General features: G+C 64.6%; 18 protein-coding genes, 3 tRNA genes and 3 pseudogenes. 9 read left to right on the forward strand and 15 right to left on the reverse strand.

The window, feature by feature from the left end; genetic code table 11:
* Positions 1-91: 91 nt before the first annotated feature.
* The 3 genes from H7692_RS10040 (at position 92) to H7692_RS10050 (ending at position 4,131) form a co-directional block, all read left to right on the forward strand.
* Positions 92-2,293 (forward strand): dehydrogenase E1 component subunit alpha/beta, encoded by a 2,202-nt coding sequence (locus tag H7692_RS10040; RefSeq protein WP_222136749.1) that lies wholly within the window; start codon positions 92-94, stop codon positions 2,291-2,293.
* The gene (locus H7692_RS10045; RefSeq protein ID WP_201928400.1) at positions 2,290-3,336 is read left to right on the forward strand and encodes an ACP S-malonyltransferase; all 1,047 of its coding nucleotides are present in this window, start codon (positions 2,290-2,292) and stop codon (positions 3,334-3,336) included. Before H7692_RS10040 ends, H7692_RS10045 begins: the two co-directional genes overlap by 4 nt.
* Before the next feature lie 189 nt (positions 3,337-3,525).
* The gene (locus H7692_RS10050; RefSeq protein ID WP_222136751.1) at positions 3,526-4,131 is read left to right on the forward strand and encodes a hypothetical protein; all 606 of its coding nucleotides are present in this window, start codon (positions 3,526-3,528) and stop codon (positions 4,129-4,131) included.
* Between the two features lie 439 nt (positions 4,132-4,570).
* Here the strand turns inward: H7692_RS10050 and H7692_RS10055 are convergent, their stop codons facing one another.
* The gene (locus tag H7692_RS10055) at positions 4,571-5,236 is read right to left on the reverse strand and encodes a transposase (protein ID WP_201928398.1); all 666 of its coding nucleotides are present in this window, start codon (positions 5,234-5,236) and stop codon (positions 4,571-4,573) included.
* Positions 5,237-6,063: 827 nt separating this feature from the next.
* On the opposite strand from H7692_RS10055, the gene H7692_RS10060 reads away from it, so the two are divergent.
* Entirely contained in the window at positions 6,064-7,230 is a 1,167-nt protein-coding gene (locus H7692_RS10060) for an RHS repeat-associated core domain-containing protein (protein ID WP_227340109.1), read from the forward strand.
* Between the two features lie 206 nt (positions 7,231-7,436).
* Here H7692_RS10060 and H7692_RS10065 read toward each other — a convergent pair.
* Positions 7,437-7,510, reverse strand: a tRNA-Cys gene (locus H7692_RS10065).
* A 262-nt stretch (positions 7,511-7,772) separates the two neighbouring features.
* Here H7692_RS10065 and H7692_RS10070 point away from each other — a divergent pair.
* The 3 genes from H7692_RS10070 (at position 7,773) to H7692_RS10080 (ending at position 10,454) form a co-directional block, all read left to right on the forward strand.
* Positions 7,773-8,435, forward strand: a complete 663-nt coding sequence (locus tag H7692_RS10070) for a protein-L-isoaspartate O-methyltransferase family protein (RefSeq protein ID WP_201928397.1) — start codon at positions 7,773-7,775, stop codon at positions 8,433-8,435.
* A gap of 85 nt (positions 8,436-8,520) precedes the next feature.
* Complete coding sequence (locus H7692_RS10075; protein ID WP_201928396.1) at positions 8,521-9,954, forward strand: TolC family outer membrane protein; 1,434 nt, start codon at positions 8,521-8,523, stop codon at positions 9,952-9,954.
* 74 nt (positions 9,955-10,028) lie between these two features.
* Positions 10,029-10,454 (forward strand): DUF2497 domain-containing protein, encoded by a 426-nt coding sequence (locus H7692_RS10080; RefSeq protein ID WP_201928395.1) that lies wholly within the window; start codon positions 10,029-10,031, stop codon positions 10,452-10,454.
* Positions 10,455-10,481: 27 nt separating this feature from the next.
* Here H7692_RS10080 and H7692_RS10085 read toward each other — a convergent pair.
* The 10 genes and pseudogenes from H7692_RS10085 to H7692_RS10130 form a co-directional block, all read right to left on the reverse strand.
* A pseudogene (locus tag H7692_RS10085) lies at positions 10,482-11,254 on the reverse strand (IS5 family transposase).
* 102 nt (positions 11,255-11,356) lie between these two features.
* Positions 11,357-11,638: pseudogene (locus tag H7692_RS10090) on the reverse strand (tyrosine-type recombinase/integrase); the annotation flags it as partial.
* A gap of 167 nt (positions 11,639-11,805) precedes the next feature.
* Positions 11,806-11,880 (reverse strand): annotated as a pseudogene (locus tag H7692_RS15215) (phage integrase central domain-containing protein); the annotation flags it as partial.
* Between the two features lie 72 nt (positions 11,881-11,952).
* The gene (locus H7692_RS10100) at positions 11,953-12,330 is read right to left on the reverse strand and encodes an Arm DNA-binding domain-containing protein (protein ID WP_227340111.1); all 378 of its coding nucleotides are present in this window, start codon (positions 12,328-12,330) and stop codon (positions 11,953-11,955) included.
* A gap of 161 nt (positions 12,331-12,491) precedes the next feature.
* Positions 12,492-12,566, reverse strand: a tRNA-Glu gene (locus H7692_RS10105).
* Between the two features lie 51 nt (positions 12,567-12,617).
* Positions 12,618-12,693, reverse strand: a tRNA-Glu gene (locus H7692_RS10110).
* A 92-nt stretch (positions 12,694-12,785) separates the two neighbouring features.
* Positions 12,786-14,555, reverse strand: coding sequence for a single-stranded-DNA-specific exonuclease RecJ (gene recJ, locus H7692_RS10115; RefSeq protein ID WP_201928394.1), 1,770 nt, complete (start codon positions 14,553-14,555; stop codon positions 12,786-12,788).
* Entirely contained in the window at positions 14,552-16,081 is a 1,530-nt protein-coding gene (locus tag H7692_RS10120) for a PH domain-containing protein (RefSeq protein WP_227340112.1), read from the reverse strand. The genes recJ and H7692_RS10120 overlap by 4 nt, the downstream gene beginning before the upstream one ends.
* Positions 16,078-16,608 (reverse strand): PH domain-containing protein, encoded by a 531-nt coding sequence (locus H7692_RS10125; RefSeq protein WP_227340113.1) that lies wholly within the window; start codon positions 16,606-16,608, stop codon positions 16,078-16,080. The genes H7692_RS10120 and H7692_RS10125 overlap by 4 nt, the downstream gene beginning before the upstream one ends.
* Before the next feature lie 25 nt (positions 16,609-16,633).
* Positions 16,634-18,595, reverse strand: a complete 1,962-nt coding sequence (locus H7692_RS10130; protein WP_201928393.1) for an alkyl/aryl-sulfatase — start codon at positions 18,593-18,595, stop codon at positions 16,634-16,636.
* Positions 18,596-18,656: 61 nt separating this feature from the next.
* Between H7692_RS10130 and H7692_RS10135 the strand changes: the two genes are divergently transcribed.
* On the forward strand, positions 18,657-19,145 hold the full coding sequence (locus H7692_RS10135; protein WP_201928392.1) for a flavodoxin family protein: 489 nt from the start codon (positions 18,657-18,659) through the stop codon (positions 19,143-19,145).
* Between the two features lie 63 nt (positions 19,146-19,208).
* On the opposite strand, the gene H7692_RS10140 is transcribed toward H7692_RS10135, so the two are convergent.
* Together H7692_RS10140 and glpX are read right to left on the reverse strand one after the other, a co-directional pair.
* Entirely contained in the window at positions 19,209-19,979 is a 771-nt protein-coding gene (locus H7692_RS10140) for a hypothetical protein (RefSeq protein ID WP_222136755.1), read from the reverse strand.
* Between the two features lie 63 nt (positions 19,980-20,042).
* Positions 20,043-21,014 (reverse strand): class II fructose-bisphosphatase, encoded by a 972-nt coding sequence (gene glpX, locus H7692_RS10145; protein ID WP_201928390.1) that lies wholly within the window; start codon positions 21,012-21,014, stop codon positions 20,043-20,045.
* A 130-nt stretch (positions 21,015-21,144) separates the two neighbouring features.
* On the opposite strand from glpX, the gene H7692_RS10150 reads away from it, so the two are divergent.
* A complete protein-coding gene (locus tag H7692_RS10150) occupies positions 21,145-21,525 on the forward strand; it encodes a hypothetical protein (protein WP_227340114.1) in 381 nt (126 codons plus the stop codon).
* Here H7692_RS10150 and H7692_RS10155 read toward each other — a convergent pair.
* The gene (locus tag H7692_RS10155; protein WP_222136757.1) at positions 21,522-22,841 is read right to left on the reverse strand and encodes a homoserine dehydrogenase; all 1,320 of its coding nucleotides are present in this window, start codon (positions 22,839-22,841) and stop codon (positions 21,522-21,524) included. The genes H7692_RS10150 and H7692_RS10155 overlap by 4 nt on opposite strands.
* Positions 22,842-22,844 lie beyond the last annotated feature (3 nt).

Here is a 22,844-nt window from a genome sequence, read left to right on the forward strand (position 1 = left end):
GGGTTGCACCCAAACCTGTCGCGTTCTAGCGCCCGCGAGGTTCGTCAATGGTTGCGGGTGCAACCAGACGGCGCGAGTGGGAGAATGGCGGGTGGACGCAGCGCAGGCGGTGCACGAGAAATTCATGGCGGCGTTGGCGCGCGGCGCGTCGGGACGCCGCGAAAGCGCCCCCGATCCGGCGGCAGCGGGGCTGTCGCGCACCGAAGCAGTCGATATTTTCCTGTCGCAGCTCACCAGCCGCCAGATGGACCGGCTGTCGCGTGACCTTCAGGCGCGCGGCGAGGGTTTCTATACGATCGGTTCGTCGGGGCACGAGGGCAATGCCGCGGTCGCGGCGGCGCTGCGCGTTACCGACATGGCGTTTCTCCACTATCGCTCGAATGCCTTCCAGCTCCACCGCGCGCGCCAGTTGCCGGGGCAGACGCCGAACTGGGACATGCTGCTGAGCTTCGCCGCGTCGGCCGAAGACCCGATTTCGGGCGGGCGGCACAAGGTGATCGGGTCAAAGCCGCTCAATATCCCGCCGCAAACCTCGACCATCGCCTCGCACCTTCCGAAAGCGGTCGGCGCGGCCTTTTCGATCGGAATCGCCCGAAAACTGGAGATGTGCGACTTGCCGCTCCCCCCCGACGCGGTCGTGCTCGCGAGCTTCGGCGACGCGTCGGCGAACCATTCGACCGCGCAGGGCGCCTTCAACACCGCGGGCTGGGCGGCGCATCAAGGCACGCCGATGCCGATGATCTTCCTGTGCGAAGACAATGGCATCGGCATTTCGACGCGCACCCCGACGGGGTGGATCGAGGCGCAGTTCCGCAACCGCGCCGGGCTCCATTATATCCAGTGCGACGGAACCGATCTGGTGTCGGCCTATGCCGGGGCGAAGGAAGCGGCCGATTTTGCGCGGCGCACGCGCAGGCCGGTATTCCTCCACATGGCGACGGTGCGGCTTTACGGCCATGCCGGCTCCGACGTGCAGGGCGCCTATCTACCCAAGACGCTCATCGAAGCCGACGAGGCGCGCGATCCCTTGCTCGCCGGTGCGGCGCTGATGGTCGAGCAGGGCTGGATGAGCGCGCCAGAGATTGCCGACGCCTATGAGGATATCGGTGCGACGCTCGCGCGCCAGGCCGAAGCGGCGATAAAGCGTCCCAGGCTCACCACCGCCTCGGCCGTCATGGAGAGCATCGTCCCGCCGAAGCGCGATCTGCCGCGCGTCAACACCCCGTCGGCCAAAGACCGCAAGGCGATGTTCGGCAGCGATGCGGGCCAGATGGACAAGCCGATGCACATGGCGCGGCTCCTGTCGTGGGCGCTCGCCGACCTGATGCTCGCGCACAAGGAAATCATCGTCGCGGGCGAGGATGTCGGGCCGAAGGGCGGCGTCTATAATGTTACGGCAAAGCTCCACCAGCGCTTCGGATCGGCGCGCGTCGTCAACACGCTGCTCGACGAGCAGGCGATATTGGGCCTTGCGATCGGTATGGCGCATAACGGCTTCCTGCCGATGCCCGAAATCCAGTTCCTCGCCTATGTCCACAATGCCGAGGACCAGATCCGCGGCGAGGCCGCGACGCTCAGCTTCTTTTCGAACGGCCAATATACGAACCCGATGGTCATCCGCATCGCGGGGCTCGGCTATCAGAAGGGCTTCGGCGGCCATTTCCATAATGACAACAGCCTCGCGGTGTTTCGCGACATTCCGGGGGTCATCCTGGCGGTGCCGTCGAACGGACGCGATGCCGTCGCGATGCTCCGCGAATGTGTCCGCCTTGCGCGCGAGGAGCAGCGCGTCGTCGTCTTTGTCGAACCGATCGCGCTCTATATGACGCGCGATCTGCACGAGGAGGGCGATGGCCTGTGGACCAGCGTTTATGAGGCACCGGGCGCGGGACAGCCGATCCGCCTCGGCGAGGTCGGCGTGCATGGCGACGGCACCGACCTTGCCATCGTCAGCTATGGCAATGGCTATTATCTATCGCGGCAGGCCGAAAAGCTGCTTGCAGAGGATGGCGTGAAGGCGCGCGTGATCGACCTGCGCTGGCTCGGCCCGGTCGATGAGGACTCGCTGCTCGCGGCGGTCGGCGACGCCCAGCGCATATTGATCGTCGACGAATGCCGCATCACGGGGTCGCAGAGCGAAGCGCTGATGGCGCTCTTCACCGAGCGCGCGTCGGATCGGAAGCTCGCTCGCCTCGCCGCCGACGACAGCTTCATCCCGCTCGGCAAGGCGGCGACGCTGACGCTGCCGAGCCGCGATTCGATCGTCGCTGCCGCGAAGGAGCTTTTGGCGTGACCGCGCGCAAGTCCGCCCTCGTCATCGCCCCCGGACGCGGCACCTATGGCAAGGCCGAGCTCGGCAGCATCGCGCGCCTGCATGGACTCCGCTTTTCTGAGCAAATCGCCGATTTCGACGCGCAGCGCACAGCGCGCGGCGAACCGACGGTGAGTGAACTCGACGGCGCCGACCGTTTCAGCGTCGCGCTCCACATGCGCGGCGACGTCGCGGCACCGCTGATCTACTCCGCCTCGATCCTCGATTTCCTCAGCATCGACCGCGAGGCCTATAATGTCGTCGCCGTCGCGGGCAATTCGATGGGCTGGTACAGCGCGCTCGCGATGGGCGGCGCCGTGTCGGTCGCCGACGGCTTTCGCATTGCCAATGCGATGGGGACGAACAGCCAGGCGCACGGGCCGGGCGGGCAGCTCTTGTTCCAGATCGTCGACGAGGATTGGCGCGCCGTCCCGGGGCTGCGCGATGCGATGTTCGCGCTCGTCGCCGACATCGCGGCGCGGCCGGGGCATGCACTGTCGCTGTCGATCGACCTCGGCGGGATGCTGCTGTTCGCGGGTGACGAGGCGGGGCTCGCCGCGTTGCTTGCCGAAGCGCCGCCGACGCCGGGGCGCGACCCGCTGCGGCTCGCGGGCCACGGGCCATTCCACACGCCGTTGATGCAGGGGAGCGCCGACCGCGCGCGCGCTGAGCTTTCGTCATCGCTTGTCGGCGTGCCGTCCCTCCCGCTCGTTGACGGGCGCGGCCATATCTGGCGCTGCCATTCGAGCGATCCGGCGGCGATGTGGGACTACACCTTCGGCCACCAGATCCTTGCCCCCTATGATTTCACCCTGTCGGTGCAGGTCGCGGTCAAGGAATATGCGCCCGACGTCATCATCCTGCCGGGGCCGGGCGACACGCTCGGCGGTGCGATCGCGCAGGCGCTGATCGGCATCGAATGGCAGGGGATCGGCAGCAAGGCCGATTTCATGGCGCGGCAAGCGCGCGACCCGATCCTTTTGTCGATGGGCCGCGCCGAACAGCGCGCGCTGGTTACCAAATGAATGGGCCGGCGGAGGCGCGGGTGCTTCCGCCGGCCCACTTGGGATCCGCCGCCAGGTGGGGACGGCGACGGGGGCGATCCGGTGAATGGTGTGGATCCGACCGGAACGGTGTTTAGCCAGCTAGGCAATGGTTGCCCTGCGGGCAGTCGCTGTTATACCACGGCGAGTACTGCGCCAACAACTTGGTCAATGGCTCAATCTGCTGCAAAGGCAGCAGTAGACAGCAACATGCCTCAAGTGTCAGGAATTGCGCGGCGCGAGGCAATAAGGGCAGTCACAAGCTACTTGCTTGGAAGGGCATCATTTGATGGTACGGTTTCCGCACTAGTTGGGGTCCAGCTGGCAAGCGCCGATGGCGTACTGCTCGGCGATCACGACTACATTGCAGGACCAAATCTCATCTGCGCAGCATCGGCTGGTTGTACCGCCGCGGAGGTTGGTGCAGTGTACTCGCAAGTCCAATATGGCATTCCAGGTGGGGACGGTGACCAAAAAATTGTCAGTGGCAACACCTATCCGGTACGAATTTTTGGCGTCTATATTGGCGATGTTAAGTCCTATGTTGGATCTGGGGGTCTAACAATATCAAACGTTACCCTTCCGAATCACGCTCTACACAGCGGATGGATTAACAGAAATGCCATTCAACTTTCAAGTGGAGCTTGGTATTCAATTACCCACGGGAAGGGGACCAACTATTACGGAGGAGCCTTTAATGCAGCCGCGAACCAATGGGGTGGACCTCGCCAGTTTAATGCAATGGATAAAGCTATAAGGAACGAGCTTGAAAACTGATTCACTTGGGATCTTCAATTCTATGTATCGAGATATCGTAGCGTTCTTTCTGATTTCCGTTTTCGTGTTCTTTTTGAGCGCATTAACGGGATTCTTCGCATCCACCCCCTCGGTATCAAAGCACGGATTGGACATGATGAAGTTTCTTGCAATGATATATTATTCAATTATGATTGCCCCGATACTGCTATTATTAATATTATCTATAATAATTAAGAATGAATTTCATAGATACGTTATTCTCTTGGTCATATTTACATCTATAATGATATTGTCGATTTATATAAATCACTCTACCATTTATGAGATAAGTATTTTCACTATTTCAATCATGACTCCGACTATTTACGTGTTGTATAAGTTGGCGGTATGCTATAGGGCGTTACGGTGACAGTTTGCTTAACTCCAAATGGAATTACGGTGACAGGTGCAATAACCCCTAAATATTTTGCGGCTTGGGCCCGCGCTTCTGTGGCTTGAGCGCGCGGCCTGTCTTCGCCTCCATATCCTCCAGCCATTGCAGGGAACCGACCGGCCTGCCGATACGCTCCGCTTTGCGAAGAGCGGCATAAGTGAAGGCTTCATCGAAGGCCTCGTCCAGAAAGGCAGTAAAATCTCCTACCCGTTCCAGCGCCGGTGCGACGATGACGATGCCGTCGTCCTCAGCGCTGCAAAGCGCCCGGCTGCTCGACCATTGCCAATCGCTCGCCTGCTTCACAAGCTTCGCGCGGACGGGATTCAGCGCGACATAGCGCAGGGCCGCGACCAGATGCGCCTCGTCCATCGCCACCGAACTGAACCGGCCCTGCCACAAATGCCCCGTCGTGCGCAGCCGCGCATTGACATATCCGGTGTAGTGGCGGTGGACGTGACGGAAGACCCGCCGCAGCCCGTCCTCGTCGGACGGCACCGCAATGATATGCACATGATTTGGCATCAGGCAGTAGGACCATATCGCGACGCCCGCGTTTCGCGACGCGTCGGCAAGCAGATCAAGGTAGAGGGCATAATCCCCATCCTCGAAGAAGGTGCGCTCGCGCCGGTTGCCGCGCTGCGTGATATGGTGCGCGATGCCGGGAAGGACGATGCGACGTAATCTGGCCATGCCCCCGTCTCGGTCAAGCCGGCCGAAGGATCAATCCAGCGAAAAGCCAGTTGGCGCCGGAATGGATCAGTTTAGGGGTTTATGCACCTGTCACCGTAATCCCACCGTAATCCAAGTATTCCCTTAGGATATGGAACGGCAGGATTTGCTGACGTTTCGAGTGGGTCAAACGCGGTTGCTGCGTCTCCGAAGGATTATTGTGGATCAGAAGGATCTGGGTGGGTTCCGGATGGTAACTGGGGTGAGGCATGTGCTTGGCATGATGCGTGTTATGCCGCGCAATCCGGAAAAGAATATTGCGACGGTGTTTTAGGACTTTTTATAGCCGGAGCCATTGCGATAAAGGAGTTTGGGCGTCCTGATGCTAATGTAAAAGCTGTTGCAGCTGGCATGGTCTATTCTCTTGGCTTGATTGTAACGGGTCTCTGGAAAGGTGGCCCATCTCGAACTGCATACAATAAAGCTGAAGGAAACTAGACAATGAAAATTATTGATATGATATTATTGTCATATTTTGTGCTATACATAGCCATAATCATATCTTCTGTGCTTATTGCTCTTGACCAAGGCTGCTTGTTCAGGTATCAAGAAGGCTCATTTGGTAATGAAAACCCTTATAATAATCCAATTACATGGGCTGTAATCTTATTTCTTATCTGGCCAGTTCCTCTAATGGTCGGTAGGGCAATATCGTACTTCCGCCGATAGGTGGAAATGGAATCATGGTAACAGGTACGATAGCCCCGACTTAATTCCCGGCCGTTCCGGCGACGACGCACGATCTGACGCAGACGTTCAGCTATAGTCCGGCGAGCCAGATCGCGAGCGTGACGCGCACGAATGACGCCTACGCCTGGCAGGCGCATTACAATGTCGACCGGACCTACATCGCCGACGGTCTGAACCGGATCATGAGCGCGGGCGGGATCGGGTTCAGCTATGATGCGCGGGGGAACCTCGTCAACGACGGGACGAACGGTTTTACCTACACCGCGGAGAATCTGCTCAAGACGGGGCCTGCGGGTGCGACGCTGGGCTATGATCCGCTCGGGCGGCTCTATCAGACCGTTGGTGGCGGTGTCACGACGCGCTTCCAATATGACGGCATCGACCTGATCGCTGAATATAATGCGAGCAATGCGGTGCAGCGCCGCTATGTGCACGGCCCCGGCATCGACAATGCGATCGTCTGGTACGAAGGCAGCGGGACGGGCGACCGCCGCTTCCTGATGGCCGACGAGCGCGGCAGCATCGTCAGCATCACCGACAGCGCGGGGGCGACGATCGCGATCAACGCCTATGACGAGTACGGCATCCCCGCGCCCGGCAATATCGGGCGGTTCGGCTACACGGGCCAGACATGGCTCCCCGAGGTGGGCATGTGGTATTACAAGGCGCGCATCTACTCACCCACGCTCGGGCGGTTCCTGCAGACCGATCCCATCGGCTATGCCGACGGGATGAACTGGTACGCCTATGTCGGGGGCGATCCGGTGAATGGTGTGGATCCGAGCGGCGCTACAGGTCTCGCAAAATGGCAGTGGAGTTGCTACGGTAATTGTGCGGACGGTGCCGGTTATTGGAACACGGGTATCGGTGGTCTCGGCACACCGGCGCAGAAGGAGGCAGGGGGATGGACGCGGGGCAGCGACGGAGGTTGGATTCCGCCGCCGCAAAACAACGGAGTAGAGTTCCTCCCGAGTTGTAGCGGTGCGGCTGAAAATGAATTACTAGGGTCAGGACCCATTAATTGCGCGTTCGAGGCGTCGAAATGGCGAAGATATCGGGTCCGGGCGGGTGCAGCGGGTAGCATCGCTACCCGCAAGGCCGCGCGGGCCCGATATCGAAGCCATTTCGGCGTCCCTCCGGGATTTGACCGATTTTGTCCATTGCTTCGTCGGCAAGCCGCGAAATATCGACATATTCCGTCGTCTTGCCTCCTCGCACTGAACAAAATCGCTTCAAACCTCGAACGCGTAATTAATGGGTCCTGACCCTAGGCTTGGCGTTTCGGATCGCAGCATCTGTCAGCGCCATGGGGGGGGCTCGCGCAAATGGGGGCCTCTCCTGCCCCGAAAAGGCCCCCAACGGCCGCAATTACGGACAAGCAGAGACCATCACCGACAATCAGTAAATGCCTCATAACTAGCAGAAAATCGAGAGTTTTTCAACCATCAGCAACCATCTGCCGACCGGTTATTGGAGGCCCGAGCCGGAATCGAACCGGCGTATACGGATTTGCAGTCCGCTGCGTCACCACTCCGCCATCGGGCCTCGACGCAGACAAGCGTGGTTGAGCGCCCCTAGCCATTTCGCCCCGCACTGGCAATCGGTCAATTCGGAAAATACCGATCGGCGCCGGGTCGGCGCCTCTCCCTATCTGGAGCACGAAACGAAGCGGGGTTGGCGGCGCAGCCACGGAACGCTATGCGCCGCGAACATACGGGCGCCTTCGCTGTATTACTATTGCAATACAGCATGGCTTAGGCTAGAGCCGTCCGGCGAATGTAGAGATTCCTGACAACGGATTGCATCAATGGCGACCAAATTTAGCGAATTTTCCGCAACAGACATGCGAGCTGCAATGATCGACAGCCAGCTGCGGACCAACGACGTCATCGACCCCGCCGTTGTCGGCGCGATGGCGGCTGTGCCACGCGAAGCGCATGTCCCCAGCGCGTTGGCAGCGGTGGCCTATAACGACCGTCCAATTGCTCTTGGCCACGGACGCATGCTCAATCCACCGCTCGTTACCGGACGGATGCTTGTCGCGGCGGCGATCCGTCCCGGTATGCGCGTGCTGCTTGTCGGCAGTGCGACCGGCTATGTTGCGGCGTTGCTTGCCACTCTCGGCGCCGAAGTCCATGCGCTCGAGGAACAAGTCGAACTGATGGCAGCGGCGCGCACCGCCGCGACCAACCCAGCGATTCGATGGATCGAAGGCCCGCTCGTCGAGGGCGTGCGCAAGGCCGCGCCCTTCGACTGCATCCTGATCGATGGCGCGATAGAGCAATTGCCCGATGCCATCACATCCCAGCTTGCCGACGGCGGGAAGCTCGTTGCAGCAAAGCGCGAGGGAGCCGTGACCAGGCTCGTCCACGGCATCAAGGCAGGCGGCGCAATCACGCTGCGCAGCTTTGCCGACATGGACGTCGCACTGCTGCCCGGCTTTGCGGCGCCGCGCGGGTTTTCATTCTAACCTTCGGCCCTCCCCTCCAGCGGAAACGACGATGCACGATATGAAGATTGCCCAGCATTCCAAACGCGCCCGTTGGCTTTCCGGCATGGCGCTCGGCGCCCTGCTCCTCTCGTCGCAGGCGCAGGCCGAGACGCTGCAAGGCGCGCTCGCCAAGGCTTATGAGAATAATCCAACGCTCACCGCGGCGCGCGCCGGTCAGCGCGCGAATGATGAAAACGTCCCGATCCAGAAAGCATCGGGTCTGCCCTCCGTTGGCGTCAGCGCCGACTTTCAGGAAAATCTGGTGCTGCCCGGCAACAGCTTTTTCACGCCGGGCCGGACCTTTGCGACCGGGGCGCAGCTTTCGGTGCCCATCTATCAGGGCGGCGCGGTGCGCAACGCAGTGCGGGCAGCAAAATATCGCGTCGAGGCCGGACAGGCCGATTTGCGCGCGACCGAAGCAAGCGTGTTCGCGCAGGTCGTCGGCGCCTATATGGACGTGATCCGCGATCAGGCGATCGTTCAGCTCAACCAGAAAAATGTGTCGGTGCTGCGCACCAATCTGCAAGCCACGAGCGACCGGTTCGAGATCGGCGACCTGACGCGTACCGACGTCGCGCAATCGGAAGCGCGGCTCGCGCTCGCCGAGGGCGACCTGCGCACGGCCGAATCGAACCTGATCCGCAGCCGCGAATCCTATATCCGCCTTGTTGGCGACGCACCCACCGACCTCCAGCCGCCTCCGCCGCTGCCTAATCTGCCCACCACCGCCGAAGAGGCTGTCGCGATCGCGCTTACCACCAATCCCGATATCGAAGCGGCGAACCAGCGACTCAACGCATCGCGCGCCGACATCGGCGCGGCACAAGCGACGCGCGCGCCGCGTGTATCAGCGACGGTCACCGGCGGATATAACAACAATCTCAATTCGATACCCGCGGGCAACACGACGTCGGAAAATACGACGACGAGCACGATCGCCGGCGTGTCGATGACGCTCCCGATCTTTCAGGGAGGCCGCGCTTCCGCGCGCGTTCGCCAGGCACAGGCGCAGACGAGCCAGGCGATTGAAAATTATGTAGCGGTCGAGCGCGACGTGATCGCGCAAACGCGTGGCACCTATGCCGCATGGCAAGCCAATGAGCGCGTGATCGCCGCGACCGAACAGGCGGTGAGTGCCAACGCCCTGTCGCTGGAAGGCGTGCGCGCCGAGAACAGCGTCGGCACCCGCTCGATCCTCGACATCTTGAACGCCGAGCAGGAATATCTGAATACTCAGGTCCAGCTCGTTTCGGCGCAGCGCAACAGCTATGTCGCCGCCTTTTCGCTGCTTGCGGCAATGGGCAAAGCCGAAGCCCGCGACCTTGGTATCGAGGGCGGCGCGTTCTACGACCCCGAAGTCAACTATCGCCGCGTCAAGGGCCAGATCTGGGATTGGGCCGACGACCCGAAACCCCAGCAACAGGCAACCGACACGCGCGCGGTGCCCGCCGCCGACGCAAACGCGCCCGAAGGCCCGCCGACGCCGTCGGCACAATAAGGCTTGGCAATTCGCGCCCCGAAACGGTAAGGTTGCGGTTAACCGCCCGAAGTTCGTGGGGTAAAGGGGGTCTTATGGGCGATCTGTCGCGCGAGCCGTCAATGGAAGATATTTTGTCGTCGATCCGCCGCGTGATCGCGCGCGACGAGGCGCCTGCGCCCGCGCGCGAGGCTCCCGCCGCCAATGAGGACGACATTCTCGACCTCGGCACGACCGAAGCCGATGCGTCCACCGCCGACGACACAGCCAAAGAGGAATTGGTCTCCGCGGCGAGCGCCGATGCCGCGCGCCAGTCGATCGAGGCGCTCACCGCCGCGGTGACGCCGGTTGCGACCGCCGCCGTGGCCACCACCCCGCCGAGCAACGGGCGTTCGATGGAAGATGTGGTGATCGAGGCGCTGCGCCCGATGCTCAAGGAATGGCTCGACACCAACCTGCCGTCACTCGTCGAAACGCTCGTCGCGCGCGAGATCAGCCGCATCACCGGCAAGCGCGGCTAGGATCCTGACCCTAGGCGGTGTTTACATTCACATGCAACATATGAGAGCAGCGACGAGATTGAGGAAGCCGGCGTAGTTCCGGGCGAGTTTATCGTATCGGGTAGCGGTCCTTCTGAAGTGTTTGATCTTGTTGAAGAAGCGTTCGATCAGATTGCGGTCTTTATAGAGGGATGCGTCGAAGGCTCGCCAAGCTGCGGTAATCTTTCGTCGCGGGACGACCGGCCTTGCGCCCGCTGCGGCGATCGCATCCATGGCGCGTCTGCCATCATAGCCTTTGTCGGCGAGGACATGGTTTGTGCGCAGCCCAGCGAGAAGCCCCTCGATCTGGGTGATGTCGTTGCGTTCGCCGCCGGTCAGAATGAAGCGAACCGGGTTGCCCAAAGCGTCGGTCGCTACATGGACCTTTGTGCTCAGCCCGCCCTTGGAGCGTCCCAGCGCGTGAGCTTCAAACCGATCTTCGGATCGATCACTTTTTTTGGGGCACCGGCACTGTGCTGATGCGCCCGCACGATGGTGCTGTCGACGAGGATGTACTCGAAGTCGGCATTGTCGCTCAAAGCCTTGAAAAGATTCTCCCAAACGCCGCTGCGGCACCAGCGGTTGAAGCGCTGGTAGACAGTGTGCCAGCGCCCGAACTCCTTCGGCAATACTCGCCAGTGCGCGCCGGAACGCGCCAGCCACAAAACAGCCTCGACAAACAATCGATTGTCCCGCCCCGTCCGGCCAGGATCGCTCGCCTTCCCCGGAAGATAAGGTTCAATCCGCTCCCAAAGCGCGTCGCTCAGTTCCTGTCGATCCATCCATGCTGACCTCCATATGGCATCGGGGTGCCACAGTTTCATTTCGTTGAGGAGGGATGATGCCATTGCCCGAAAGCCATGGCCGGTCATTTCGTCCTGAGCATAGCCGAGGTGCCGCAGTGCGGCACTGATCGTATTTTCGGACATCGGGCGGTCGACCGACCGGAGGGAAGGAAATAGATAGCGGCTGAACGACCCATCATGCTCGATCGTACCAATGATCTCGAGCGCCTGCCTCGACAAAGGGACGAAATGCGCGCGGCGCATCTTCGTCTTGTGAGGCGGGATCCTCCATTCCGCGTTGGCGAGGTCCAACTCCTCCCATTCGGCGTGGCGAAGCTCCCCAAGGCGCACGAACACATGCGGGAGAAGGCGAAGCGCCACCTTGGTGGTCGGGGATGCCCGTCGAACCCTTCTATGACCCTGAGAAGCGGTCCTGCCGCTTTCTCGGTGGTGATCGCCGGTCGATGGACCGGCCGCGGCGCGATCAGCGCACCGCCAAGGTCCGCAGCGACGTCACGGTCGGCACGCGCAGTGGCGATCGCAAAGCGGAAGATTTTGGAGCAGGTACTTCGCAGTCGTTTCGCGGTCTCATACTTCCCTTGGCTTTCCATCTTTCGCAGCATGACCAACAGCTCGTGTGCTGAAATCGACGCAATGGGCCGGGTTCCGATGCTGGCATTGATGAAGCCGGTGAGTCACCGCAGCTTCTTCATCGTGACAGGCGCGCGACCCTCACTCTCCATTTTGACGAGCCATTCGTCCGCGACCGCCTTGAAGCTGTTCGCGGCGGCAACGGTCGCGGCGATACGGTCGAGCTTCACGCGTTCGGCTGGATCCTCGCCTTGCGCGATGAGACGCCGTGCATGGTCGCGCCGCGCGCGGGCTTCCGCGAGGCCGGTGTCCGGCCACACGCCGAAGGCCAGTGTCTTTTGCTTCCCGAGGAACCGGTAATTCATCCGCCAGTAGCGCGCGCCGCTGGGCATCACCATGAGATAGAGGCCGTCTCCGTCGGTGAGCTTATAGGCCTTGTCGCGTGCTTTTGCGTTTCGGATGGCGACAGCCGAAAACGCCATGATGGCATCTCCCGAATCGGGAGCGGCGACATTCCATCAAATCTACCATCAGATTGCTGGTATGAAGTGGTACACGGCCGCTCGCCATGAGACCTCATATCACAAAAGTCGCGGAAAACAGCCATTTATGAGACTGTTTGGCACCCTCTGAGAGAGGATGTTGGTGACCCCTACGGGAATCGAACCCGTGTTTCAGCCGTGAGAGGGCCGCGTCCTGACCGCTAGACGAAGGGGCCGTATTGGTCGGGATTTTGTTGGGCGGACGCGCCGACCGCGCGCCGGAGAGATGGTGACCCCTACGGGACTCGAACCCGTGTTTTCGCCGTGAAAGGGCGACGTCCTAGACCGCTAGACGAAGGGGCCGTCACTCGGTGAAGCGGCGCCTTAGACGCGCGTGCCGGTGCGGTCAAGCCGACTGGCGGCGCGGCGCGCAAAAATATTGCGCGGGGCCGCGATCATTCGGCCCAGGCGGCATCTTCCAGATGCAGCTCGGCGGCGGGGCGGCTGCCCCAATCGTCGCGTTTCGCGCGGCCAGCGAGCCACAGCTTGCGCCCGCCGCGCGCGTGGAGCAGCGTTTGGCCGAGGTCGGTCTCGGCCGCGCGAAAGGCGATCGCCTTGAACCGCGCGCCGTCGTCGCCCGATACGATCAGGCGCAGATGGTCGGTGCCGACGATCCCCGATTCGACGATGCGCACCGGCCCGGTCGCGACGCGCGGCGCGGGCCAGCCGGCGCCATAGGGACCCGCGCTCTCGATCGCCTCGCACCACAGGGGATTGATCCCGCGCGGCGCGAGCACTGCGTCGATCAGCAGCGCCTTGTCGCCGCTCGCGCGCTCGACGTCGGCGGCGAGACGGTCGTTCAGGAACGCGCCGAGCGCGTCGATCTTGTCGGCGGCAACGGTAAGCCCCGCCGCCATCGCATGCCCGCCGCCCGCGACGAGCAGCCCCGATTCCTTGGCCGCGAGGATTGCGGCGCCCAGATCGACCCCGCCGATCGAGCGTCCCGACCCCTTGCCGACGCCGTCATCGTCGATCGCGACGACGATCGCGGGGCGGTGGAGCCGCTCCTTGAGCCGTCCCGCGACGATACCGATGACGCCGGGATGCCAGCCCGCCCCCGCGACGAGCGCGACGGGCGCGTTGGCGCAGGCGGCGCTTGCGACGATCGCCTCGTCGAGCACGGCGGCCTCTATCGCGCGGCGTTCCTCGTTGAGGCGGTTGAGCTCCTGCGAAATGTCGGCGGCTTCCTGCGGATCGGTCGTCGTCAGCAGGCGCACGCCCAGGTCCGATTTTCCGACGCGCCCGCCCGCGTTGATCCGCGGGCCGAGCGCAAAACCCATGTCGCTCGCGCCGGGCGGCTTGGTCAGCCGTGCGGCGTCCATCAGCGCCGACAGGCCGATGTTGCCGCGGCGCGCCATCACCTTCAGCCCCTGCGTCACCAGCGCGCGGTTGAAACCGGTGAGCCGCGCGACATCGGCGACGGTGCCGAGCGCGACGAGATCGAGCAGGTCGATCAGCGCGGGCTCGTCGCGCTGCGCAAAAAAGCCGCGCGCGCGCAAGGTGCGGAGCAGCGCGGCGCCCAGCAGGAAGGCGACGCCGACTGCCGCCAGATTGCCGTGGATCGCCGCATCGACGGCCTCGTCGAGGCGGTTCGGGTTCACGACAGCAAAGGCCTGGGGCAGCGTCGTCGCGCATTGGTGATGGTCGACGACGATCACCTCGACCCCCGCCGCATTGGCTTCGGCAATCGCGTCGAACGCCTGCGCGCCGCAGTCGACCGTGACGATGAGCCGCGACCCCGCTTCGCCGATCTTGACGAGCGCGGCGCCCGACGGGCCATAACCCTCCATCAGCCGGTCGGGGATATAGGCGTCCACGGGGACGCCCAGCCCGCGCAGCAGGCGGACGAGCAGCGCCGCCGAGGTCGCGCCGTCGACGTCATAATCGCCGAAGATCGTCACCGCCTCCTTCGCCTCGACCGCATCGGCGAGCCGCGCCGCGGCGGCGTCCATGTCGCGAAAGATCGACGGATCGGGCATGAAGCCGCGCAGGGTCGGCGCGCGGTGGCGGTCGAGGTCGGCGCGCTCGACCCCGCGCGCGAGCAGCAGCTGGGTGACGAGATCGTCGGGGGCGAGCGTGTCGCCGCCCATCGCCGCGCTCGTCGCGCGCCAGCGCCACGGCTGGCCGGCGATCGAGCAGGTGATGCCGAGCGCGGCGTCGCTCATGCCCGGCCCCCCGCAGCGAGGATGCGCGCGCGCAGCGCCTGCGCGGTTTCGGCGGGGATCGCGGGAATTTCGTGCGCCGACAGCGCACTGCCGCCGGGGACGCCGAACGCGAGGCTCGCGAGGCCGAGTGGGCGCTGGACGAAATCGGTGCGCAGGTCGACGCTCTGGATCGACGCGAACGGGAGCAAGGTCACGCGCGGTTTCCAGATGCCGCGGCGGATCGCAAGCTGGTCGCCAAGGTCGGTCCAGCGGTGTGTGCGCGCGCCGACGATCGCGCCCGCGGCGATCAACGGGACGGCTGCGAATGCCAGCCATCCGAGCGGTTGGCCGAGCGCGAGCGCGATGATGCCGCCGACTGCCGCAAAGACCGCGCCCGCAAGCCCGCCCAATGCGATGATTCCGTGGCTGCGCTGCCATTCGGCCTGTTCGCCGGGTCGGCGGATCGCGATTTCGGCAAGCACCGGGTCGATTTCGTCATATTGTCCAAATGGCACAACCTGATGATCGGCTTCCTTTCCGCCATCGCTCGCAAGGCTTTGCAGACGCAGCTCGTGCCAGCCGAAGCGGCGGCGGAACCAGCCGGTCATGACTATCGCTGCCTGCACGCGGCGCACCGGGATGGCGACGTCGGTTCGCGTCGTCAGCCCGCGCGTGCGGCGCAGCGCGCGCGGCTCGCGCGTCAGACGGAAACCCCAATTGGCAAAGACCATCGTCACGACGCCGCTCGCAAAGCCGATGAAGATCAGCGACAGCGCCGCGCCCATGCCCGCAACCCAGCGGTGCGCGGCGACCCACGCGTCGAGGCCATAATCCTCGGCAATATCGATCCAGTCGCGCGGGTCAAAGATGTTGAAGTCGAAGGGCAGAAGATCGTCGAAAAACTGCATCGCCGCGCCGAAGACCGCGAGCGCGGCGAGCGAGAAGTTGAACAGCCCCGCGACGAAAAGCCGGCGCGGCCCCATCGCGAAGAGCAGCCGGTCTTCGGTCGCCTCCACGGGGGCGTCTGGCGCGCTGCCGGATACGGTCGGAACAGCGGGCACACTGCGATGCGTGCGGATCGTCGTGCGCAGCGCCTGCGCGGCGTCGAGCGCGATCGAATCGAGGCTGGCGTCATTCTCCTTGCCGCCCGCGCCCGTCTCGAACCCGACCTTGGCGATGCCGAGCGCGCGCGCGACGAGGCCCTGTTCGATGCTGACGTCCTGGATGCGGTCGAAGGGGATGGTGCGGTGTTGGCGCGCAAACACACCGCTTTCGATCACCACCTCGTCGGTGCCGACGTGGAAGCGAAAGCGCAGCCACGCCGCCCAGGCAAAGACGAGCGAGACGAGGAGGAAGACCAGCAACGCCGGAACGACATAGGCCCAGCGCCCCGCGATACCGATGGCGGCGAGTGCGGGAAGGAAGTTGAGCGAGCGCGGCCCGAGCTTGACCACCGCGAGCGCGAGCGTCGCGGCGTGCAGCCGCTGCCACGCCGGCTCGTCGGCGCCCGCATCGACGACGGGCAGCGGAACCGCGCCGTCGGTCATGCGAAATCGGTCTGGATATGCCGCCGAATCGTCTCGCGCATCGCGGCGGCGAGGTCGGCGGGAAGGCCGGGCAAGGTCACCGTGCTGTTGTGCGTCCCCGACGTGTGGACGATCAGGTGCGACAGGCCGAACCAGCGCTCGATCGGCCCCTGCCCGACATCGATGTGCTGGACGCGCACAAAGGGGACGATCGTATCGGTGCGAAACAGCCAGCCGCGCGCGACGCGGAGCTGCCCCTCGCCGATCTTGAACCCCCAGCGCTGCGCGCGCCGCGACGGAAAGACGAGCACTACCGCTGCGGCGACGAGCCAGGCGAGTGTCGTCACCAGCCCATAAGGACCGTCGATGGCGGGCATCAGCAGCCGGTCGGCGACGCTGAGTCCGATAGCAAGCGGCACCATGTTGAGAAGCGCGGTGACGCGCAGGACATGGGTGAAAGCGGGATCGACCGGATCGAGCCCTTCTGCCGCATTGATGGCGGCAGGGTCGAACGGGTCGGTCGGGTGCGCTGCGGCGATGTCGGTCATGGATCTCCGATTACGGGACAGCCTCCTAGGGCACAACAATATTGAAGGCGGGATCGGCGGTCGGGTGGAGTGCGAACCACGTCAGAAAGGCCATGCGGTCGCCGTCGATCCGTATCTTGCCCGCCTGCATCAGCGCAGGGAATTGCGCCGCGCCGAGCATGATGTCGTCGAGCGTCGCGCGGTCGATCGTCACCGTGGCGGTCGGCGCGGCGTCGGTGACGCCAAAGCGCGGAAACTCGACCCCGCCGCCGACGACCACCGCGACTGCCTCCTTGCTGTCGGGCAGGATGAACTGGAAGGTGCCGGTCAGCGCTGCGCCCTTTTCGGCGTCGAAGCGCGTCGCGAGCGCGTCGAAGAAGACCTCGGTCGGGATCGCGCGGACGAAGCTTCGGCTGCGGCCATTGTCGGTGCCTGCGGCGACCGCATTGCCGCGCAGCGTCGCGGCGGCGGCGAGATAATAGTTGCGCCACGCCCCCGATTCGGCCTGATAGCCGATCTGGTCATAGGCCGAGGCGAGCGCGTCGCGTGCCGCCGTGTTATCCGGCTCGGCGAACACCAGCTTGCCCAGAAGTTCGGCGGCCCAGCGATAGTCGCCTGCGGCAATCGCCGCCCTGCCCGCCGCGAGCAGCTTGTCGGCCCCGCCCGCGAGCGCGACATATTTGGGCGCGCTTTTTTCGGGCGGAATGGGATTGAAAGTGGCGGGGTTGCCGTCCCACCAGCCGAAATAGCGCTGATACACCGCCTTCAGATCGTGATTGAGCGTCCCATAATAGCCGCGCGTCGAAAAATCGCGGCTTTGCACCGGCGCTTCGGCTGTCGCCTCGGCGATCTCGTGCAAGGTCGCGCCGCGATTGGCGTGGAACAGTGCGCGGTCGTGGACATAGCGATAGGCGTCGCGCTGGTTCGCGAGCAGTTCGGACACCTCGTCCGCGCCCCAGGTCGGCCAATGGTGCGACGCGAGCGCGACTTCGGCCTTGCCGCCCCATTTGAGCAGCGCGGCGTCGATGACCTTCGACCAGCGCAGCGCGTCGCGGACCTGCGCGCCGCGCAAGGTGAGGACATTGTGGAGGTTGCGCGTCACGACCTCGGTCGTGTGGAGCGCCTTGAAGGCGGGCACGTAAAAGACGAATTCCGACGGCGCTTCGGTCCCGCCCGCGTCGAGAAATTCGAACGCCAGCCCGTCGATGCTCAACGTCGCGTCGGTGGCGGGCACGGTCTCGGTCGGCTCCATATAGCCGATCGTGCCCGCCGACAGCCGCGGCCCCAGCCCCGTATCGACCTGCCCCTGCGGCCCCGGCGGCAGGATCGACCCGAACATATAAAGCGCGCGGCGGCTCATCGCATTGCCCGCGAGGATATTCTCCGACGTTGCTTCCTCCGAAAAGCCGTGCGGCGCGATGATGCGGATCTTTTCGCGCGCAACCTGTTCGGGGGTGACGATGCCGCCCACGCCGCCGAAATGATCGCTGTGACTGTGCGAAAAGAGGATCGCCTTGATCGGGCGTTTGCCATCCTTCACCTCGACGGTGTCGCTGAACAGCTTCCAGCTTGCCGCCGCGGCCTCTTCGGACAGCAGGGGGTCGACGATGATCCAGCCCGACCTGCCGCGGATCACCGTCATCACCGACAGGTCATAGCCGCGCAGCTGCCAGATATGCCCCGGCACCACCTCGAACAGCCCGTGGACGGCGTTGAGCCGCGCCTGCCGCCAGAGCGACGGGTTGACGGTATCGGGCGCCGTTGCGGAATTCAGGAAGGCATAGGGGCGCCGGTCCCAAATGACGCGCCCGTCCCTTGCGACGATGACCCCGTCCGCGATCTCGGCAATCTTGCCGCGCGTCGCGTTCGCCATGTCGCGCGGGTCGTCGAGCGCGAGCCGCGCGGCAATGTCGGCTTGCGCGGCGCGCGTCGCCTCACTGGCGGCGTCCTGCGCGGCGGCGGTGCTGGCAATGCTGGCTGCGAGCAGCAGCGCGGTCAGTCGGTGCATGTCATCCTCCCCGTTTTGCGCGCAGCTTGCGCCGCGCACCCGCGCTTGGCAAGCAGGGGTGATGGAGGACGCGCCGCACCTGTTGATCGTCTGGCACAGCCGCACCGGCGGCAGCCGCGCGCTCGCCGAAGCCGCGGCGGAAGGCGCGGGCGACGCGGGGGGGCTGGTGCCCGCCGACGATGTGACGCCCGGTCTGATGTGCGCAGCGGGTGGCTATCTGTTCGTCGGCCCCGAAAATCTCGCCGCGCTTTCGGGCGCGATGAAGGAGATGTTCGACCGCTGCTATTATCCCTGCCTCGGCCGGATCGAGGGGCGCGCCTATGCGACGATCATCTGCGCGGGCTCCGACGGCGAAAATGCCCAGCGCCAGCTCGACCGCATCGCGACCGGCTGGCGGCTGCGGCGCGTCGCCGATCCGGTGATCGTCAATGTCGCGGCGCAAACGCCCGAGGCGATCCTCGCGCCCAAGACGATTGCGGCGGACCGTCTGGCCGAGGCGCGCGACCTGGGGGCGGCGCTGGCCGAAGGGCTCTCGGCGGGGATTTTCTAGGGGGCTGGGTTCGGACTGGTTGGAAACGATTCCATCTGGCCGCGACCGACTCCGAATTGCCCTTCATTCGGTGGCGGTAGGGCAGCCCTGCCAATGCTCGGCCAGCCGCGCATGCCAGCTCGCCGCGCCGCGCGTGGTGCGGACGAGCGTCAGGTGGAAATCGCGATACTCGCTGTGGTTGGGCAGCGGCAGCTTCGCCTCGACCAGCACCCCCGACCGCGCATCGAACCACATATAGCCCTTGGCATCGCCAAAGGCGGGGCCGGCCGCGCGATAGCGCAGCGCGCGGCGACCCGCGCGCACGACCTCGACCGGCCGGCTGAGCTCAAGCCGCCCGCGATTGGAGAGCGTCGGCTTGCCGTCCGCCATCAGGATCAGCGGCAGGTCGAACGAAAAGGGCGCGCGCTTCGCGATCTCGGCGAGCGGGTGCGCGATCAGGTCGGCGAAGTCGAAATCATAGATATGCCAGGGGCTGTCCACCGCCACCGCGGCCGAGGGCGGCGCGTCGGCCGTGCCCTCGTGAATCGCGATCCGGCCGCCGCCCTCGACGGGGCGCAGCCACAGAAAGGGCGCCTGTTCGGCCTGCGGGGTCAGCCGCCCGCCGACGAGCTCGATCGGCGCGCCGGTATCGGGGTCGAGCCGGCCGGTGACATAGGCGGCGGGCGTGCAGCGGTCGCGCGCCTTCATCACCGACAGCCGCCCTTCGCCCTCGACAAAGACGACGACATCCTCGCCCATCGTGCCGTCGCTGTTGGTGCGCTCATAATGATAGACGGGGCGCGCGTCGGGGGGCGGCGCGGCCGCGATCGCGGCGGCGAGAATCAGGCTGAGCATGGCATCCTCTTGCTGTATTGCCGATATAATACGACAATACAGCAAGACGTCAAGTCGCGCGCGTCAGCCGATGCGGTGCTCGCCCTTCACCCAGCGCACCGTGCCCGACGAGGCGCGCATCACAACGCTTTCGGTGGTCAGCACGCCGCCGCGGCGATGCTTGACGCCGCGCAGCAGCGAGCCGTCGGTGACCCCGGTCGCGGCGAAGATCACGTCGCCCTTGGCCAGGTCCTGAAGGTCATAGATGCGGTCGAGATCGTCGATCCCCCACTTCTTCGCGCGCAGCCGTTCGTCGTCGTTGCGGAAGAGCAGCCGTCCCTTGAACTGCCCGCCGACGCAGCGCAGCGCCGCGGCGGCGAGCACACCCTCGGGTGCGCCGCCCGAACCCATATAGATGTCGATATTGGTTTCGGGGTTGGTCGTTGCGATGACGCCGGCGACGTCGCCGTCGGGGATCAGCGCGACGCCGCAGCCGATCGCGCGCAGTTCGGCAATCTTGGCTTCGTGTCGCGGCCGGTCGAGGACGCAGACGATGATGTCGGAGGGCGCACACCCCTTTTCGCGCGCTACCGCTTCGACATTCTCGCGCACGCTCTTGTCGAATCCGATGACGTCGGGCGAATATCCAGGGCCGACAGCTAGCTTGTCCATATAGACGTCGGGGGCGTTGAGGAGGCAGCCTTCCTCGGCGATCGCCAACACGGCGAGCGCGTTGGGCCCCGCTTTCGCCGTGATCGTCGTTCCTTCGAGGGGATCGACCGCAATGTCGATCTTCGGGCCCTTGCCGGGCGCATTGCCGACCTTTTCGCCGATATAGAGCATCGGCGCCTCGTCGCGCTCGCCCTCGCCGATCACGATGGTGCCGTCCATATATAGGGTGTTGAAGGCGTTGCGCATCGCCTCGACCGCGGCGGCGTCGGCGGCCTTTTCGTCGCCGCGCCCGATCAGCTTGGCTGCGGCAATCGCTGCCGCTTCGGTCACGCGCACCATTTCGAGCACGAGGACCCGGTCGAGGTTGCTGCCGCTCGTCATCATTCCCTTATCCTTCCGCCCTTTACTTATATCGCCTTCCCGGCATGGTGGGCGCCATATGGCGCGCCGCACCGCTTGTCGAGGATACATCGCCCGATTCGCGGGCGCTTTCGGCGCTGGCTGTGTCATGGCGATGACCGCGGCGACCGCGCAGGTTCAGGGGCCGCCCGCGCCCGACGCCGACAGCGCGATAGAGACCGCGAAGGAACTCGTCGATCCGGTCCGCCGCTGCCGCCCCGCCGACGACGGGTCGATCACCGTCTGCGGCAGCGACACCGACCGCCACCGCCTGTCGCCCGAACTGCGGGCGATAGCCAATGAGGATCGCGTGGCACCCCCCAAGTTGCCGCGCGCCGAGGCAAAGGCGATGAGCCTCGACCGCTTGCCCTATAATTGGGTGTCGATGGGCGGACGCTATCCGCCCGGCCCCGAATATAATCCGCTCTATGAAATGGCGAAGCGCGCGACCGATCCCGATACGGGCGTACCGCCGCCGCCCGAGCCCGAGGATTAAAGTGCGAGAATCGGCATCAGCATCGGCTTTCCGACCAGATGGTCGGATGCCGAAAGCGCATCGAGCGCGGCGCCGATTGCGCGCGCCGGGCATTCGTGGGTGACGAGCGCGATAACGACATCGTCGCCCTCGTCATTGCCGCGCTGGATGAAACTTTCGATCGACACCGAGGCATCGCGCATCGCGGTCGCGATTTCGGCGAGCACGCCGACGCGGTCTTCGACGACGAGCCGCACATAATATTTGCCGATGCGCGCGCCCGCGTCGGCCGCGGGGGCGGCGTCGAGCGAATCGACCGGCATGGCAAAGGCCGGGCCATATTCGTCGCGGGCGATGTCGATGATGTCGGCGACGATCGCCGACGCGGTCGGCCCCGCGCCCGCGCCCGCGCCCTCAAAGAACAGGCGTCCGACGAAATTGCCCTCGGCAACGACGGCGTTGAGCGCGCCCGGAACATAAGCGAGCGGATGGTCGGCGGGGACGAGGCAGGGCTGCACATGCTGGTACAGCGCCTCTCCGCTACGCTCGGCCATGCCGATCAGACGGACGCGGTGGCCCAGCGCCTCGGCCTCGCGAATGTCGGCAGCGATAAGGTCGCGGATGCCGCTCGCCGTCACTGCGCCGATGTCGAGCCGCGTGCCGAAACAGAGTGCCGCGAGAATTGCCAGCTTGTGCGCCGCGTCGACGCCGTCGACGTCGAAACTCGGGTCGGCCTCGGCATAGCCTTCGGCCTGCGCCGAGGCGAGCGCGGCGGCGAAGCTCGCGCCTTCGCGCTCCATCAGCGTCAGGATATAATTGCAGGTGCCGTTGAGGATGCCATAGACGCGCGCGATCTCGTTCGCCGATGCGCCCTCGCGAATTGCCTTGATGACGGGAATCCCACCGGCGACTGCCGCTTCATATTTCAGCGGCGTGTCCTTCTCCTCGGCAATGCGCGCAAGGTCGAGGCCGTGGTGCGCGATCATCGCCTTGTTGGCGGTGACCAGCGCCTTCCCCGCGCTGAGCGCCTGGCGCGCGAGGGTCAGCGCGGGACCGTCGGCGCCGCCGACCATCTCGACGACGACATCGATGTCGTCGGCCGCGACCAGTGCGCCCATATCGTCTTCCCAGCGATAGGCGCCGAGGTCCACGCCGCGGTCCTTGTGCCGGTCGCGCGCTGACACCGCGACGATTTCGATCGCGCGGCCCGCACGGCGCGCGATCAGATCGCGGTTCGCCTCGAGCAGCCGGACAACACCGCCGCCGACAACGCCAATACCCGCGAGCGCAACGCGAAGCGGTGGGCGGGGAGTGGACGGCGAAGGATGGGGCGACATGCG

The organism is Sphingopyxis sp. P8 (genome assembly GCF_020622175.1).
Classification (GTDB): domain Bacteria; phylum Pseudomonadota; class Alphaproteobacteria; order Sphingomonadales; family Sphingomonadaceae; genus Sphingopyxis; species Sphingopyxis jiangsuensis.

What these genes read in the sequence shown, in the direction of transcription:
- H7692_RS10050 (WP_222136751.1), top strand. Translation starts at nt 3,526, where the DNA reads ATGGCTCAATCTGCTGCAAAGGCAGCAGTAGACAGCAACATGCCTCAA.
- H7692_RS10055 (WP_201928398.1), bottom strand. Translation starts at nt 5,236, where the DNA reads ATGGCCAGATTACGTCGCATCGTCCTTCCCGGCATCGCGCACCATATC.
- H7692_RS10070 (WP_201928397.1), top strand. Translation starts at nt 7,773, where the DNA reads ATGGCGACCAAATTTAGCGAATTTTCCGCAACAGACATGCGAGCTGCA.
- H7692_RS10075 (WP_201928396.1), top strand. Translation starts at nt 8,521, where the DNA reads ATGGCGCTCGGCGCCCTGCTCCTCTCGTCGCAGGCGCAGGCCGAGACG.
- H7692_RS10080 (WP_201928395.1), top strand. Translation starts at nt 10,029, where the DNA reads ATGGGCGATCTGTCGCGCGAGCCGTCAATGGAAGATATTTTGTCGTCG.
- H7692_RS10100 (WP_227340111.1), bottom strand. Translation starts at nt 12,330, where the DNA reads ATGGCGTTTTCGGCTGTCGCCATCCGAAACGCAAAAGCACGCGACAAG.
- recJ (WP_201928394.1), bottom strand. Translation starts at nt 14,555, where the DNA reads ATGAGCGACGCCGCGCTCGGCATCACCTGCTCGATCGCCGGCCAGCCG.
- H7692_RS10120 (WP_227340112.1), bottom strand. Translation starts at nt 16,081, where the DNA reads ATGACCGACGGCGCGGTTCCGCTGCCCGTCGTCGATGCGGGCGCCGAC.
- H7692_RS10125 (WP_227340113.1), bottom strand. Translation starts at nt 16,608, where the DNA reads ATGACCGACATCGCCGCAGCGCACCCGACCGACCCGTTCGACCCTGCC.
- H7692_RS10130 (WP_201928393.1), bottom strand. Translation starts at nt 18,595, where the DNA reads ATGCACCGACTGACCGCGCTGCTGCTCGCAGCCAGCATTGCCAGCACC.
- H7692_RS10135 (WP_201928392.1), top strand. Translation starts at nt 18,657, where the DNA reads ATGGAGGACGCGCCGCACCTGTTGATCGTCTGGCACAGCCGCACCGGC.
- H7692_RS10140 (WP_222136755.1), bottom strand. Translation starts at nt 19,979, where the DNA reads ATGCTCAGCCTGATTCTCGCCGCCGCGATCGCGGCCGCGCCGCCCCCC.
- glpX (WP_201928390.1), bottom strand. Translation starts at nt 21,014, where the DNA reads ATGATGACGAGCGGCAGCAACCTCGACCGGGTCCTCGTGCTCGAAATG.
- H7692_RS10150 (WP_227340114.1), top strand. Translation starts at nt 21,145, where the DNA reads ATGACCGCGGCGACCGCGCAGGTTCAGGGGCCGCCCGCGCCCGACGCC.
- H7692_RS10155 (WP_222136757.1), bottom strand. Translation starts at nt 22,841, where the DNA reads ATGTCGCCCCATCCTTCGCCGTCCACTCCCCGCCCACCGCTTCGCGTT.